General features: G+C 72.9%; 14 protein-coding genes and 1 pseudogene. 10 read left to right on the top strand and 5 right to left on the bottom strand.

The window, feature by feature from the left end; translation table 11 throughout:
* Positions 1-217: 217 nt before the first annotated feature.
* A complete protein-coding gene (locus ABZ454_RS26870) occupies positions 218-1,045 on the bottom strand; it encodes an arylamine N-acetyltransferase (RefSeq protein WP_356325228.1) in 828 nt (275 codons plus the stop codon).
* Between the two features lie 169 nt (positions 1,046-1,214).
* Here ABZ454_RS26870 and ABZ454_RS26865 point away from each other — a divergent pair, with 169 nt between their 5' ends.
* Positions 1,215-1,541: a hypothetical protein gene (locus ABZ454_RS26865; protein WP_356325230.1), complete on the top strand. Its 327-nt coding sequence runs from the start codon at positions 1,215-1,217 to the stop codon at positions 1,539-1,541.
* Between the two features lie 39 nt (positions 1,542-1,580).
* Here ABZ454_RS26865 and ABZ454_RS26860 read toward each other — a convergent pair whose 3' ends face one another.
* Positions 1,581-1,805, bottom strand: coding sequence for a DUF4287 domain-containing protein (locus ABZ454_RS26860; protein ID WP_356325233.1), 225 nt, complete (start codon positions 1,803-1,805; stop codon positions 1,581-1,583).
* A gap of 242 nt (positions 1,806-2,047) precedes the next feature.
* Between ABZ454_RS26860 and ABZ454_RS26855 the strand changes: the two are divergent.
* The 5 genes and pseudogenes from ABZ454_RS26855 (at position 2,048) to ABZ454_RS26835 (ending at position 6,820) form a co-directional block, all read left to right on the top strand.
* A pseudogene (locus ABZ454_RS26855) lies at positions 2,048-2,913 on the top strand (AraC family transcriptional regulator).
* A 200-nt stretch (positions 2,914-3,113) separates the two neighbouring features.
* The gene (locus ABZ454_RS26850) at positions 3,114-3,950 is read left to right on the top strand and encodes a CPBP family intramembrane glutamic endopeptidase (protein ID WP_356325624.1); all 837 of its coding nucleotides are present in this window, start codon (positions 3,114-3,116) and stop codon (positions 3,948-3,950) included.
* On the top strand, positions 3,947-5,101 hold the full coding sequence (locus tag ABZ454_RS26845) for a histidine kinase (RefSeq protein WP_356325622.1): 1,155 nt from the start codon (positions 3,947-3,949) through the stop codon (positions 5,099-5,101). Before ABZ454_RS26850 ends, ABZ454_RS26845 begins: the two co-directional genes overlap by 4 nt.
* The gene (locus ABZ454_RS26840; RefSeq protein ID WP_356325620.1) at positions 5,098-5,757 is read left to right on the top strand and encodes a response regulator transcription factor; all 660 of its coding nucleotides are present in this window, start codon (positions 5,098-5,100) and stop codon (positions 5,755-5,757) included. The genes ABZ454_RS26845 and ABZ454_RS26840 overlap by 4 nt, the downstream gene beginning before the upstream one ends.
* Before the next feature lie 115 nt (positions 5,758-5,872).
* Positions 5,873-6,820, top strand: coding sequence for a serine protease (locus ABZ454_RS26835; RefSeq protein WP_359541589.1), 948 nt, complete (start codon positions 5,873-5,875; stop codon positions 6,818-6,820).
* Between the two features lie 129 nt (positions 6,821-6,949).
* Here ABZ454_RS26835 and ABZ454_RS26830 read toward each other — a convergent pair whose 3' ends face one another.
* From ABZ454_RS26830 to ABZ454_RS26820, 3 genes are all read right to left on the bottom strand, one after another.
* Positions 6,950-7,810 carry a DUF1206 domain-containing protein gene (locus ABZ454_RS26830; RefSeq protein ID WP_356325615.1) on the bottom strand — a complete coding sequence of 287 codons (861 nt, stop codon included), beginning with the start codon at positions 7,808-7,810 and terminating at the stop codon, positions 6,950-6,952.
* 101 nt (positions 7,811-7,911) lie between these two features.
* On the bottom strand, positions 7,912-9,531 hold the full coding sequence (locus tag ABZ454_RS26825; protein ID WP_359541587.1) for a D-aminoacylase: 1,620 nt from the start codon (positions 9,529-9,531) through the stop codon (positions 7,912-7,914).
* A 62-nt stretch (positions 9,532-9,593) separates the two neighbouring features.
* Complete coding sequence (locus ABZ454_RS26820; protein ID WP_359541585.1) at positions 9,594-10,892, bottom strand: amino acid deaminase; 1,299 nt, start codon at positions 10,890-10,892, stop codon at positions 9,594-9,596.
* Positions 10,893-11,054: 162 nt separating this feature from the next.
* Between ABZ454_RS26820 and ABZ454_RS26815 the strand changes: the two genes are divergently transcribed.
* The 4 genes from ABZ454_RS26815 (at position 11,055) to ABZ454_RS26800 (ending at position 14,896) form a co-directional block, all read left to right on the top strand.
* Positions 11,055-12,107 (top strand): sugar kinase, encoded by a 1,053-nt coding sequence (locus ABZ454_RS26815; protein WP_359541583.1) that lies wholly within the window; start codon positions 11,055-11,057, stop codon positions 12,105-12,107.
* Positions 12,104-12,862, top strand: a complete 759-nt coding sequence (locus ABZ454_RS26810; RefSeq protein ID WP_356325607.1) for an IclR family transcriptional regulator — start codon at positions 12,104-12,106, stop codon at positions 12,860-12,862. The genes ABZ454_RS26815 and ABZ454_RS26810 overlap by 4 nt, the downstream gene beginning before the upstream one ends.
* 6 nt (positions 12,863-12,868) lie before the next feature.
* On the top strand, positions 12,869-13,297 hold the full coding sequence (locus tag ABZ454_RS26805) for a RidA family protein (protein ID WP_356325605.1): 429 nt from the start codon (positions 12,869-12,871) through the stop codon (positions 13,295-13,297).
* Between the two features lie 123 nt (positions 13,298-13,420).
* Complete coding sequence (locus ABZ454_RS26800) at positions 13,421-14,896, top strand: gluconate:H+ symporter (RefSeq protein ID WP_359541580.1); 1,476 nt, start codon at positions 13,421-13,423, stop codon at positions 14,894-14,896.
* Positions 14,897-14,995 lie beyond the last annotated feature (99 nt).

The following is a 14,995-nucleotide window of genomic DNA, read 5'->3' as shown; positions in this document are numbered from 1 at the left end:
CGCGGGCCGCCCGGCCTTTCCCCGGCCATTGAGCCACCCGGGTTCCTCCGCCCCCCGCCCCGGCTTCCATCGCCATGTGCTCGCGCCCCCGCGCCGTCGGAACCCGGGGTGCGGGCCGGGCCGGGGCTTGGAATGGGGTGGAACGGGGACGTGACGGACGGCGGTGGGTGACATGCGCCACGGCGCGCCGCGGTCGGAGGGCGCCCGGCCGCCCGGGTCACCCGGGCAGCCGGGCGCCCTCCGGCAGCCGGATCCCGAACGTGTCCGCGAGGACGCGCACCGTCTCCGCGGTGTCCGCCAGCTCCCGCTCCTCCCTCCGGCCGTCGTCGCCCGTCACCACGAGACGGCGGCCGGCGAGCGACAGGTGGGTGTGTGCGGTGGTGCGCTGCACGTACAGCTGACGCGCGAACGGTGAGCGCGGGTTGGTCGCGATGTGCCAGTTGACGACCTCGATGTCGGGAGCTTCGAACGGTTCCGCCGTGAACGCGTACTGGCCCTGCCACACCCCGTCGCCCGTCTCCGCCTGGAGTTCCCACAGCTCCAGCGGCCCGTCGTGCGGGGCCTGGACGAGCCGGTGGTGGCGCGGGGTGTCGTACGACTCGGCGCCGGCGGCCAGCGGGATCGGCTCCAGCAGCGAGCCGGCGGCGCCGAAGCCGACGTCGGCGAGATACGGCGTCGCCTCGCCCGGCACCCCGACGCGCATCAGCATGTGCGTCCGCGGCCGGACGTCACCGGGGCCGGCGCCCAGCACGACCCGGGCGCACAGCAGCGTGACGTCGAAGCCGAGGGCCCGCAGCGCGGCGGTGAGCAGCGTGTTGTGCTCGTAGCAGTAGCCACCGCGCTCACCCCGGACGAGTTTGGCCTCCAGATCGGCCAGGTCCAGCGAGGGCACCCTCCCAAGGACGGGGTCCAGGTTCTCGAAAGGGATGCCCAGCGCATGCGCGCGGTGCACGGAGCGCAGCACGGCCGCGGTGGACCGGCGCTCCCCGCTCCAGCCGATGCGGGCGAGATAGGCGTCGAGATCGAGGACGTGGTCGGAGGTCACACCCCGACGGTACGCAACCGGGGCGCCCGGGCGCCTCCTGCTGGAGCAGGAGCGCCCTCGTCCTCCGGTCCTGGTCCCGAAGCCCCGGGACCAGGACCGTGAGGGCGGCGAACCTCTGAAGTACCTCAACCCGGGTGAGAGCCGTGGCGGGGCGGGGGACACTGCGCCCATGATCGGAATCGGGAAGCAGGACATGCCGGTGATCGTGGTGCGCGACGCGGACGGCATCAGCGCCGCGCTCCGACAGGCGCTGGCCGGCGCGGCAGCCGGGGAACGCCCCGGCCTGGAGCGCGCCCTCGCGCTGGTCGCCGAGGTGGCCGGCGCACCGGACGCGGAGCTGCGCGGCCGCTGGGCGGAACGCCGGATCCGGGACGGCGGCCATGAGGGCCCCCTCGACGAGGTGGCGGCCGTCAAGGCACTGCGCGCGGCCGAGCCGGCGCTGAGCCTGCGTCAGGCGGTGGCCCTGTCACGGGAAGCGGCGGCCGCGGCGGTCTGACGGCCGCCACGGTGGGGCCTCGGCCCGTGCGCGCCCCGCCTACTCGCCGGCGCCCTTGCCCTTGTCCTCGGCGAGGGTGTGGGCGACCAGTGCGTTGGCGTGGCCGTGCCCCATCGCGTGCTCGGACTTGAGCCACGCCACGATCTCCATGTGCTTGGTCAGCGGCGAGGCGCGGATGAGGTCCTTCCATTCCGCGACCGGACGGCCGTACTTCTGCTCGATGGACGGGAAATAGCTCGCGGGGCCCTTCACTGCGTCAGTCATGACGGAAGTCTGACAGCGGGGTCTGACAGCGATGCCGCTCCAGGGATTCCGGTGGCCGCGGATCGTCCGTGACGCCGCCCGCACGGGCCGCCACGACTCCGGTCGCCCAAGCGCGTCCGGCACTGCCTCGCCCGCTTCGGCGCCCCGCCCCGCCGGCCCACCCGACCGGACCGGGCACAGGATGTCGGGTGGGGCAGGGTGATCCCTTCCTAGCGTGGGAGACGGAAGGGAAGGAGGCCCGGGTGCTGGAGCGGCTGAACGAGGCCATGGACCACATCGAGCGGCGTCTCGACGAGCGCGTCGACGTCGCCGAGCTGGCCAGGATCGCGATGACGTCGGAGTACCACCTGCGGCGCATGTTCTCGGCCCTCGCCGGGATCCCGCTGTCGGAGTACGTCCGGCGCAGGCGGCTCACGGTCGCGGGCGCCGAGGTGCTGGCCGGTGAGCGGACGCTGCTGGAGGTCGCGGTGCGGTACGGCTACGCCTCGGGCGAGGCGTTCGCCCGCGCGTTCCGCGCGCTGCACGGCGTCGGTCCGGGCGAGGCCAGGCGTACCGGGGCCGCGTTGCGGTCCCAGCCCCGGATGTCCTTCCGCCTCGTCGTCGAAGGGACCAGCAGCATGCGATACCGGATCGTGGAGAAGGAGGAGTTCCGTGTGGTGGGCAGGAAGGCGCGCGTCCCGCTGGTGCACGAGGGGGTGAACCCGGCCATCGCCGCGTTCGTCCGGAGCGTCGGCCAGGAGACCGTGCGGCGCATCAAGGAACTGTCCGACCAGGAGCCGGAGGGGATCGTCCAGGTCAGCGACGACCTCGCGGACAGCAGGGCCGAGGGCACCGAACTGGACTACTACCACGGGGTGGTGAGCTCCGCGCCCGTACCCGGGGACATGGACGCGCTTCCCGTGGCGGCGGGCACGTGGGCCGTCTTCGAGAGTTCGGGGCGTTTCCGCAGGCGCTCCAGTACCTGTGGCGGGACGTGTTCACCGAGTGGTTCCCGTCCAATCCGTACCGGAGCCGGCCGGGGCCGGAGATCCTGCGCACCCGGCTCTCGCCCGACGGGACGCGGGCGGACGCGCAGTTGTGGATCCCGGTGGAGCGGATCGCGGCCTGACCGCCGCCCGGCGCCCCGCCGGGGCTCCGGCGACCTGAGGCCCGGGGCCTGCGGCGGCGTACGCGCCGACGGCCCCGGGCCGTCCCCCGTGCGAGCTACGCGCAGGTGTCCTCCGTGGGGTGACGACTCCCGTCCGCCGGATCCGTAGCGTCGGAGCGAAGCCGCGGCGCACCGTCCGCGGAACCGGCAAAGGAGTCCTCATGAGAGTGGTCTGGCAGCTTCTGGCGGTCGCGGCGGTCGCGATGATCGGCAGTCAGTGCATTGCCGCGGTGGACGGGAATCCGTGGCTCACGCTCGTCCTCGGCCTTCTGGCCGCGGTGCTCTCGGTACCGGTCTACCGGTGGGTGGTGGGCAGGACCGAGCACCGTCCGGTCACCGAACTGTCCCGGGAGGGCGCGGCGCCGGCCATCGGCCGCGGGGTGCTGATCGGCGTCGCGTTGTTCGGGGCCGTCATCGTGAACCTGGCCTTCGCCGGTGACTACGAGGTCAACGGCATCGGCTCGGTCTCCGGCGCGGTGGGACTGTTCGGCTTCATGGCGGCCGCCGCCGTGACGGAGGAAGTGCTGTACCGAGGCGTCCTGTTCAGGATCATCGAGGAACGCACCGGAACCTGGATCGCGCTCACGCTGACCGCCGTACTGTTCGGCATGTCGCACCTGTTCAACACGCACGCCACCCTGTGGGGCGCCGTCGCCATCGCCATCGAGGCCGGCGGCATGCTCGGCGCGGCCTACGTGGCCACCAGGAAGCTGTGGCTGCCCATCGGCGTGCACTTCGGCTGGAACTTCGCCGCGTCCGGCATCTTCAGCACCGAGGTCTCGGGCAACGACACCGCGCAAGGGATACTCGACTCCGCCACCTCGGGCCCGCAGTTGCTCACCGGCGGCGACTTCGGCCCCGAGGCAAGCGTGTACTCGGTGGCGCTCGGTCTGATGCTGACGTGCGTGTTCATGTGGCTGGCCCACCGGCGCGGGCACCTCGTCCCCCGCCGCCGCCGGGCCGTCGAGGCCGACGCCACCACTACAGTTTCCCGGTGACCAACTCTCGGAGCCTTCCCGGGCAGTGGCGCCGGCTCGATGTCACCCTGCGCGACCTCCCGCTCGGGCTGTTCCTGCTCGTCGCCTCGCTCCTGCCGGTGTTCCACAGCCGCGGCACGCAGCTCGGCGGCATGCCCGCCCACTCCTTCGACGCGCCGGCCGTCGTGGTCGTCGCCCTCGAATGCCTTCCGCTCACCGTGCGCCGGCGGTGGCCGGTGGTCTGTCTCGCGCTGGTCTCGCTCGGCTTCGCCGTGGACCAGCTCCGCGGCTACCACCTGGTCGCGGGCTCGGCCCTGCCCATCGCGCTGCTGAGCGCGGGATCCCATCTGGAACGGGGCCGGCGCGCCACCGTGCTCGTCCTGACCGCGGCGTACGTACCGCTGGCGCTCGTGCTCCTGCGGTACGGGTCCGGCGAACCGCCCGTCGAGTTCGTGACGTTCTACCTGGTACTGGCCTTCGCCTGGGGCGCCGGGGGATGGCTGCGCTCCACCCGCGTCGCCGAGGCCGCGCACCGGCGCCGCGTCGCCGAGGAGACCCGCGTCGCCGAACGCACCCGCATCGCCCGCGAGCTCCACGACGTCGTGACCCACCACGTCACGGCGATGGTCGTGCAGGCCGAGGCGGCACGCTGGCTGACGGCCGTGCCCGAGCGCCTCGACCAGACCCTGGACACCGTCGCCGACACCGGCCGGCGGGCCATCACCGACCTGCGGCACCTGCTCGACCTGCTCGACCCGGATCACGAGGCCGAGCCCAGGACACCGACCGTCGGCAGGCTCCTCACCCTGGTGGAACAGACCCGCCGGGCCGGGCAGACGGTGGAGTTCACCGAGCGGGGCACACCGGCCTCCTCGACCGGCAGCGCCGACCTGGTGGCCTACCGGATCGTGCAGGAAGCGCTGACGAACGCCCTCAAACACGCCCAGGGGAGCCGCACCGCGGTCCAGGTGCGGCACAGCGAGAAGGAGATCTCCGTGGAGGTCAGCACGGACGGTTCCGGCTCACGCGCCCGGGTCCCCGGCGGGAGCGGGCGGGGCCTGGCGGGCCTGCGCGAGCGGGTGGACCTCCTGGGCGGCGAGTTCAGCGCGGACCACCGCGAGGGCGGCGGCTTCGTCGTCCGGGCCCGTATACCCGCCGGGAGCTCCGCGTGACCGCGCCGATCCGCGTACTGGTCTGCGACGACCAGGTCCTGGTCCGCACCGGGCTGGCCACGATCATCGACGCCCAGCCCGACCTCGAGGTGGCGGGCGAGTGCGGGGACGGGCGGACCGCCGTCGAGCTGGCCGGGCGGCTGCGCCCCGACGTCGTCGTGATGGACATCCGGATGCCGGTGCTCGACGGCATCGAGGCCACCCGCCTGCTGGCCGGCGCCGGGGTGGCGCACCCCGTCAAGGTGCTCGTGGTGACCACGTTCAACCTGGACGAGTACGTCTACGAGGCGCTGCGCGCCGGGGCGAGCGGCTTCCTGCTCAAGGACGCGCCGCCGGCCCACCTGCTCCACGGCATCCGGACCGTGGAGGCGGGCGCCGCCCTGGTGGACCCGGAGGTGACACGGCGGCTCGTCGGCAGGTACGCCGCCCGCATCCGGCCCGCCGAGGACGCTGCGCGGGACAACCCGCTGACCCCTCGTGAACTGGAGGTCCTGCGCCTCATCGCGGACGGCCTCTCCAACCGGGAGATCGCCGGAACCCTTCTGATCAGCCAGGAGACCGTCAAGACCTTCGTTTCGCGCATCCTCGCCAAACTCGGGCTCCGCGACCGGGTCCAGGCGGTCGTCTACGCCTACCGCCAGGGTCTGGTGACCTGAATTCGCCCCTTGTGGGGTTCCCCCCAGTGCGCCACCATGCGCATGTCAAAACCGGAAGAACTCCGGTCGCAGAGGCTCCCCACGCTCTGCGCAGGTCACTTGAGGGGACCCCCACATGAAGAAGCCTCTCGTCGGTGCGCTGTTCGCGGTGCTGCTCCTCGGAGCCGGCACCGCGCCCGCGGTAGCGGCCACAAGCCACGACGCGGCAGCACCCGGCACGGTCAAGGCGGCAGTACCCGGCACGGTCGGCGCGGCGGCGACCGCGGGCCGCGCCGCGGCGGACTCGACGGCCCCCGCTCACGCGGGCGTTCAGACGAAGGTCAGTGTCAAGGCCGTCGGCTTCGCCGGGACCGTGGCGCTCAGCAACTGTTCGGGATCGTTCGTCCGCACCCCCGGCTCCCAGCCGGGCGACCCCGCGCTCGTGCTCTCCAACGGCCACTGCATGGAGTCCGGGTTCCCCGGCCCGGGCGAGGTCGTGTTCAACCAGCGGTCCACCCGCAGCTTCACCCTGCTGAACGCCTCGGGCAGCGGTGTCGGCACCCTCCGGGCGAGCAAGATCGCGTACGGGACGATGACGGACACCGACATCTCGGTGTACCAACTCACCTCCACGTACGCGCAGATCGAGAGCCGCTACGGCATCAAGGCGCTGGAGCTCAACACCGCGCACCCGGTGCAGGGCACCGCGATCACCGTCGTGTCCGGGTACTGGAAGCGCACGTACAGTTGCAACGTCGACGGGTTCGTCTACCGCCTCAAGGAGGGGGAGTGGACCTGGAAGGACTCGGTCCGCTACACCTCGGCCTGCCAGACCATCGGCGGCACGTCCGGCTCGCCGGTGATCGACAACGCCACCGGAAAGGTCGTCGCCGTCAACAACACCGGTAACGAGGACGGGCAGCGGTGCACGGACAACAATCCGTGCGAGGTCGACGAGAACGGGCAGGTGACGGTCCGCGAGGGCATCAACTACGCCCAGGAGACCTACGGCATCGTGCCGTGCGTCGGCCCCGGCAACGTCTTCGACCTCAACCGTGCCGGGTGCGTACTGCCCAAGCCGTGACGGGTGGGCCGGGGCGGGACGACGCTCCCGTCCCGGTCCCGGCCGGCTCGGGAGCGGATGCCTCCACGCCGGTCGCGGCCTGTGCCGGGGCGGCGCTCCCGCCCCGGTTCCGGCCGGCGCCCAGGGCTGTCAGAGCTTGCGCCACCGGGCGTTCGCGCAGGAGAAGAGGCCGAAGGCCACCAGCCCGGCCGCGACCAGGGCCAGCAGCCACGGGCCGGCCGGGGTCGCACTGAAGGACCGCAGGGTGTCGTCCATCCCCTTGGCCTCGCCGGAGCGGGCCTTCACCGCCGCGGCCACGGCGAACCCGCCCGCCACCGCGAAGACCAGTCCGCGGGAGACGCCGCCGAAGACGCCGGTGATGTCCACCGCCCGCCGCACGGCGGGCGACATCTCGCCCATGCGCAGGTGCTTGTGGAACTTCCGCAGGGCGGCCCGGCCCAGGATCCACAGGCCGGCGCCCGCGATGACCACACCGCCCACCCCCACCAGCCAGCGCCCGCCCGGCATGCCGAGCGCCTCCGCCGTGATGTCCTTCGACCGCGCGTCGCCGGAACCGCTGCCGCTGCCCCGGTCGCCCGCGGCGAACAGCAGCACCGAATACGACACGAAGGCGTAGAAGACCGCGCGCCCCGCCGAGGCCAGGCGCTTGGTCGCCTTGTGCCCGTCCGGGCCCGAGGCCCCGAACGCCGCCTCGGACAGCCGCCACAGGGTCATGCCCACCAGTGCCACTCCCAGGGCCCACAGCAGGACGGAACCGAAGGGCTTCTGCGCGATCTCCGCGAGCGCCCCGCCCCGGTCCGCCTGGGCTCCGCCCCCCTCCCCGCCCTTTCCGTCGCTGCCGAACGCGATCCGCAGGGCGAGGGAGCCGACGAGGAAATAGATCACCCCACGGGCCACGAACCCCGCCCGGCCGCCCGCCTCCACCGCCGAACTGTTTCCCGCCCGTCTCGCCTTTCCGTGGCTCTTGCGGGCTGTCGCAGCAATATTCATGCCACCCGGCTGCCCGGGAACGGGTGCGGAAAACTCCGCCCGCGACGACCCGTGGCCCGGGGTGCACGGGCCCTCACCCCCCGTGCACCCGTGCGCCGCCCCTACCGCGGCCGCGTGGACCGCACCGACCGGCCCGCCAGCACCTGCGTCCGCCTGCCGTCCTCGATGACGAAGCGGCCGTCGATCAGCACGTGCGGGATGCCCACCGGCAGGGTGCGGGGCTCGTCGAACGTCGAGCCCGCCGCCACCGTCGACGGGTCGAAGAGGACCAGGTCGGCGCGGTAGCCCTCGCGCACGTAACCCCGGTCGGCGAGCCGCAGCCGGGCCGCCGGCCGGGAGGTGAGGTGGGCGACGCACTCCTCCAGGGAGAGGATGCCCAGCTCGCGGGCGTACCGGCCGAGGTACTGCGGGAACGTGCCGTACGCCCTCGGGTGCGGCTTGGCGCCCTGGAGGATGCCGTCGCTGCCGCCCGTGTGGACGCGGTGGCGCATGATCTGCCGCACGTTCTCCTCGTGTCCCACGTGCTGGAGGATCGTCGTCCCCAGCCGGTCGTCCCGCAGCAACCGCCGGGCGGTCACCCAGGGCTCCTCGCCGCGCAGCCGCGCCGACTCGGCGACCGTACGGCCGACGTGGCCGGCGAGGGCCGGAGCGCTGACGCCGGAGATCTCGATGGTGTCCCACTCGATCGGCACGCCGTGGCAGCCGTCCGACCCCACGACCTCCAGGTCGTGGCGGATCCTCGCGGCCGTCGCGTCGTCGGCCAGGCGGGCCAGGACCGACTCGGGGCCGCCCTCGCTCGCCCAGCTGGGCAGCATCGCGACCAGGGTCGTACAGCCCGGGGTGTACGGGTAGGTGTCCAGGGAGATGTCGGCGCCCGCGTCGAGCGCGTGGTCCAGGAGGGCGAGCAGCTCCGGCGCCCGGCCCTCGTTCACCCCGAAGTTCATGGTGGCGTGCGCGAGATGGAGGGCGCAGCCGGCCGTGCGGGTGAGCCGCACCATCTCCTCGTACGCCTCCAGGGCGCCGGCTCCGTACGAGCGGTGGTGCGGGCAGTAGTAGCCGCCGTGCTCGGCCACCACCCGGCACAGGGCGGTGAGTTCGGCGTCGTCCGCGTACATGCCCGGGGTGTAGGTGAGGCCGGAGGACATGCCGACCGCGCCCTCGGTCATGGACCGGGCGACGAGCTGCTTCATCCGGGTCAGTTCGGCATCGGTGGCCGGCCGGTCGTCCCAGCCGACCGCGTACATGCGGACGGTGCCCTGCGGGATCAGATAGGCGGCGTTCACGGCGATGCCCTGGCCGCCGAAGTTGCGGTCGAGCCGGTCGAGGTACTCGCCGACGGTCCGCCAGTCGAAGTCGATGTCGCTCCCGTCGCCGTTCCACCCGGTGATGGCCCGGCGGACCTCGGCGAGGGTGCGGTCGTCGGCGGGGGCGTACGACAGTCCGTCCTGGCCGAGCACTTCGAGGGTGACGCCCTGGGCCGCCTTCGCGCTGTGGTCGGGGTCGCGCAGCAGGGCCAGGTCGCTGTGGGCGTGCATGTCGACGAAGCCGGGGGAGAGGGCGAGGCCGTCGGCGTCCAGCGTGCGCGGGGCGGACGGGCGGGGGCCGGCGGCGCCCTCGCGGTGGATCTCCGCGATGCGGCCGCCGGCGAGGGCCACGTCGGCGCGGTAGGAGGGGGTGGCGGTGCCGTCGATGACGCGGGCGTCGCGGATGACCAGGTCCATGGGGGTGTGCCTTTCGGGGCGGCCGGGGGCGCGGCCCCCGGCCCCCGGCTCGTCGGCCGGGATCAGAAGAAGGTGCGGATGTAGTCCGTGACCGTGCCGTCCGCCTCCACCAGCGGGATCAGCTGCCACTTGTCGAAGCTCGTGCAGGGGTGCGACAGGCCCATCCCCACCCAGTCCCCGACCTCCAGTCCGGCCGTCTCGTCCGTCCGTACCCACGCGTGCTGGTCCGACAGGCCGGTGACCTCGATGCCCGCCGCCGCCCGTACCGAGCCGTCGCGCCCGGACCGTACGACCTGTGCCTGCGGCAGGTCCAGGTCGTAGGCCGCGTCCCGCTTGCCCGCGTTCAGGAACGCCTGCTCGCCGGTCGGACGGGACACGACCTGGGCCCAGAGCCGGAAGGCGGGCTGCAGCGCGCCCTCCTGGGGGACCCGGTTGAAGGGGGTGAGGTGGCGGTAGTGCCCGTCGTCGTGCGAGACGTACGCGCCCGAGCGGAGGAGCTTGAGCACGGGGCCGGAGAGTGCGGGGATCTCCGCGAACACGTCCGCGACCGCGTCGAACCACGCGCTGCCACCCGCGCTGATGACGATCCGCTCTCCGGCGCCCAGCGCCGCGAAGCGCCCCGCCGCGTCGAACTCCGCGGCCAGCGCGACGAGCCGGCGCAGCCACTCCCGTACCCGTTCGCCGGTCGCGTCCGGCACCTCGCCCTCGTAACCGGCCACGCCCGCCAGACGCAGGGACGGGGCCGCGGCCACCGCGTCGGCGACCGCCGCGCAGCCGGCCTCGGTGCGCGCTCCCGTGCGGGCGCCCTCGCCCGCGCCGAGCTCCACGACGACGTCGACCGGGCGGGAGGCGCCCGCCGCGCGCAGGGCCTCGTCCATCAGCTCGACGCCGCGCACCGAGTCGACGTAACAGACGAAGTGGAAGTCCGGGTCCGCGTCCAGCTCGCCCGCGAGCCAGCGCAGCGCGACCGCGTCGACGAGCTCGTTGGCGAGGAAGATCCGCTGGATCCCGAACGCCCGGTAGACCCGCGCCTGGTGCGGCACCGCCGCGGTGATGCCCCACGCGCCGTGCTCCAGCTGGCGGGCGAACAGCTGCGGGGACATCGAGGTCTTGCCGTGCGGGGCGAAGGCGAGGCCGTGGCGCTCGGCGTACGTCTCCAGCAGCGCGAGGTTGTGCGCGACGGACTCGGCCGAGAGCGCGAGCACCGGCGTGGTGAACCCGCCGGTGAAGAGGTTGCGCCGCTCGGCGGCCAGGTCGCCGACGGTCAGGCCGGCCGCGTCGGGCGGCAGGGCCTTGAACCGGTGGTCGACCCGCTCGTCGGCGAGTCCGGCGAGTCCGGCCACGGGGCGTTCGGCGGCCATGGGGGTGCCTCCTCGATCGAAGTCATTCGGTAGGTCACGGCAGGAGCGTTGCAACATGTGCAACACCCATTGCGTATATCGCTCAACGCTGTCTAACATCCGAGCCGACGCCCGGTCAATGGTGAGACCCGGCGCCGCCCGCCCGACCCCGAGGAGCCCCGAGTGTCCGGAAGCCCGGCCAGGACCGACGCCGACGCGACCGCTGACGTCGTGTGCCTCGGCGAGTCCATGGTGACGTTCCTGCCCTCGCGGCCCGGGCGCCTCGCCGACGTCCCCTCCTTCGGCCGCGGCATCGGAGGCGCCGAGTCCAACGTGGCGTGCGCCCTCGCCGCCGCCGGGCACCGCGCGGCCTGGGTGAGCCGGGTCGGGGCGGACGGCTTCGGCGACCACCTCGTCGACGCGATCTCCGCGTACGGGGTCGACACCTCCGCCGTGCGGCGCGATCCCGCCCGGCCCACGGGCATCTACTTCCGTACGGCGACGGACCGCGCCACCGAGGTCCACGAGGTCGCCTACTACCGGGCCGGGTCCGCCGCCTCCGCGATGTCCCCGGCGAACGTCCCCTACGAGGCCCTGTTCGCCGGCCGGGTCCTGCACCTGTCCGGCATCACGGCAGCGCTCTCCGCCGACTGCCTCGCCCTGCTGCACGAGCTGACGGCGCCGCGCCCGGGCCGCCCGCTCGTCTCCTTCGACGTCAACCACCGGCCGGGTCTGTGGCGCGACGGCGGCACGTCCCCCGACGTCCTGCTGGACCTGGCCCGCCGCGCCGACCTCGTCTTCGTCGGCGAGGACGAGGCGGAGGAGGCGTGGGGGGTGAAGGGCGTCGCCGCCATCCGCGAGGCCCTGCCGGAGCCCGCGGTGCTGGTGGTGAAGCGGGGCGCGGAGGGCGCGACGGTCTTCACCGGAGGCCCGGCGCCGTCCGGCACCGTCACCACCGTCCCCGCGCTGCGCGTCGACGTCGTCGCCCCCGTCGGCGCCGGGGACGCCTTCGCCGCCGGGTTCCTCTCCGCCACCCTGCGCGGACTGCCCGTCCGCGACCGGGCCCGGCACGGGCACCTGATGGCCGCCGCCGTCCTCACCGTCCCCGGCGACCTCACCGACCCGCCCGCCCGCGACCGGGCGGACCGCCTCGTGGCCCTCGACGACGCCGACTGGGGGAGACTGCGTCTCGGCCCCGGGTGGACGGGGGACGACCAGGAGGTACGTACGCGATGAGTCAGACCGTCGACCGGGCGCTCAGCATCCTGCCGCTGCTCGCCCAGGGACCCGCCGACCTCGGACAGGTCGCCGAGCGGCTCGGCGTGCACAAGTCCACGGCCCTGCGCCTGCTCCGTACGCTCCACGAGCACGGGCTCGTCTACCGCCAGCAGGACCAGCGCTACCGCCTCGGCGCACGGCTCTTCGCCCTCGCCCAGGAAGCCGTCGAGAACCTCGACGTACGGGAGATCGCCCACGCGCACCTCGTCGAGCTCAACGCGAACTGCGGCCACACCGTCCACCTCGCCGTGTACGAGGACGACGAGGTCCTCTACATCGACAAGGTCGAGAGCCGCTACCCGGTCCGGATGTACTCCCGCGTCGGCAAGCCCGTCGCGATCACCGTCGCCGCCGTGGCCAAACTCCTCCTCGCCGACCTGAGCGAAGCGGAGCGGCGCGCCGTCGCGGAGAAGCTCGACTACCCCATGTACACGTCCCGTTCGACCCCCGGTCCCGGCCCCTTCCTCAAGGAACTCGCCACCGTGCGCGAACAGGGATGGGCCACCGACCTCGGTGGCCACGAGGAGTCCATCAACTGCGTCGGGGCCCCCATCCGCGGCGCCGACGGGCGCGTCGTCGCCGCGATGTCGGTCTCCGCGCCGAACGTGGTCGTCACGGCCGAGGAACTCCTCACCCTGCTCCCCCTGGTCCGTCGCACCGCCGACACCATCAGCCGGGAGTACTCCGGCACCAACCGACCCAAGAAAGCCTGATCAGCGATGACCGAGACCACCGACCCGACCGTGAAGACCCCCCTCACCCCGAGCACCCACACCACCCCGCCCGCGAAGTTCTCGCACGGGGTGAGGAAGGGGAACATCCTCCAGGTCGCCGGCCAGGTCGGCTTCCTGCCGGCGGTCGAGGGCCAGGCCCCGACCCCGGCCGGACCCACCCTGCGCGAGCAGACCCTCCAGACCTTCGCCAACGTCAAGGCGATCCTGGAGGAGGGCGGCGCGAGCTGGGACGACGTGATGATGATGCGCGTCTACCTCACGGACGTGGACCACTTCGCCGAGATGAACGAGATCTACAACGCCTACTTCGGCGAGCAGGACCTGAAGGAGGCCCCGGCCGCCCGCACGACGGTCTACGTCGGCCTGCCCAAGGGCCTGCTCATCGAGATCGACGCCCTCGCGGTCCTCGGCTGAGCCTGATCCCCTTGCCGCACCCGCACCACCGCACGACCCCGCCCGGCACGGCGCCCCGCTCCACAGCGGCGCCGTGCCGCGCTCCACCCTGCCCGCAACCCATGGACGACAACGGAGTTACCCATGATGCTCGCCGCCAGCACCCCGCCGGCCGAGGCGCCACCCCACACCGGTGGGCTCCTCCTCCTCATCGACGGGACGGCCGGTCTGCTGACCGTCGCCGCCCTCGGCATCGCGCTCCTCCTCTTCCTGATCATCAAGGTCAGGCTGCAGCCGTTCGTCGCGCTGCTCGCCGTCTCCATAGCCGTCGGCCTGGGCGCGGGACTCTCCGTCACCGAACTCTTCGGCACGGTGCAGAAGTCCGCCGCCGTCTCCGTCATCGAATCCGGCATGGGCGGCATCCTCGGCCACGTCGCGATCATCATCGGCCTCGGTACGATGCTCGGCGCGATCCTCGAGGTCTCCGGCGGCGCCGAGGTGCTGAGCGCCCGCCTGCTGAACCTCTTCGGCGAGAAGCGCGCCCCGCTCGCCATGGGCCTGACCGGTCTGATCTTCGGCATCCCGGTCTTCTTCGACGTCGGCATCTTCGTCCTCGCACCGATCGTCTACGCGGCCGCCAAGCGCTCCGGAAAATCGATCCTGCTCTACGCGATGCCGCTCCTCGCGGGCCTGTCCATGACCCACGCGTTCCTGCCGCCCCACCCCGGCCCGGTCGCCGCCGCCGGCCTCTTCCACGTCTCGCTCGGCTGGGTCATCCTGATGGGCGCCGTCGTCGGCATCCCGTCCGTCCTGGCCGCCTGGGGATACGCCGCCTGGATCGGCAAGCGGATCTTCGTCGACGTCCCCCAGGACATGGTCGAGGCCGCGGCCGAGGCGAAGGCCGCGGTCGTCGCCGAGCAGCGGGCCGCCGGCGTCACCCCGCACGAGGCGCCGGTCGCCCTCTCCACCGTCCTCGCGATCATCGGCACCCCGCTGGTGCTGATCCTCGCCGCGACGTTCTCCTCCATCGCGCTCGACCCGTCGACGCTCCGCTCGGTCATCGAGTTCTTCGGCAACCCGTTCGTCGCCCTGACGATCGCGCTGCTCCTCGCCTACTACCTGCTCGGCATCCGGCGCGGCTGGTCCCGCAAGTCCCTCGAATCCGTGTCGACCTCGTCCCTCAAGCCGGTCGGCAACATCCTGCTCGTCGTCGGCGCGGGCGGCATCTTCGGCGCCGTCCTCAAGAGCAGCGGCATCGCGGACGCGCTCGCCGACACCTTCAACGACGTGGGCCTCCCCGTCATCCTGCTCGCCTGGCTCATCTCCGCGGTGCTGCGCGTCGCCCAGGGCTCGGCGACGGTCGCCATCGTCACCACCGCCGGCATCGTCGTCCCGCTCGTCGAGGACCAGGACTTCTCGCAGCCGCACCTGGCGCTGATCATCATGGCGATCTCGGCCGGCTCGATCATCGCCTCGCACGTCAACGACGGCGGCTTCTGGATGGTGTCGAAGTACTTCGGCATCTCCGAGCGCGACACCCTGAAGTCGTGGACGGTCCTGGAGACGGTCCTGTCGGTCGCGGGATTCGTGGTGGCGGCGCTGCTCAGCCTGGTGATCTAGTGCCGCGTCAGTCAAGGTTTGCCCGGTAGGAGCGGCGTCAGGAGCGTGCTCTCGGCGTGCCGGCCGGAAGTCCTCGTACGGGACGTACTCGGACTTTCG

This window comes from Streptomyces sp. NPDC005803, from assembly GCF_040630435.1.
Classification (GTDB): domain Bacteria; phylum Actinomycetota; class Actinomycetes; order Streptomycetales; family Streptomycetaceae; genus Streptomyces.
The sequence above is the reverse complement of the archived record's forward strand: the minus strand, read 5'-3'. Positions and strand labels throughout refer to the sequence as shown.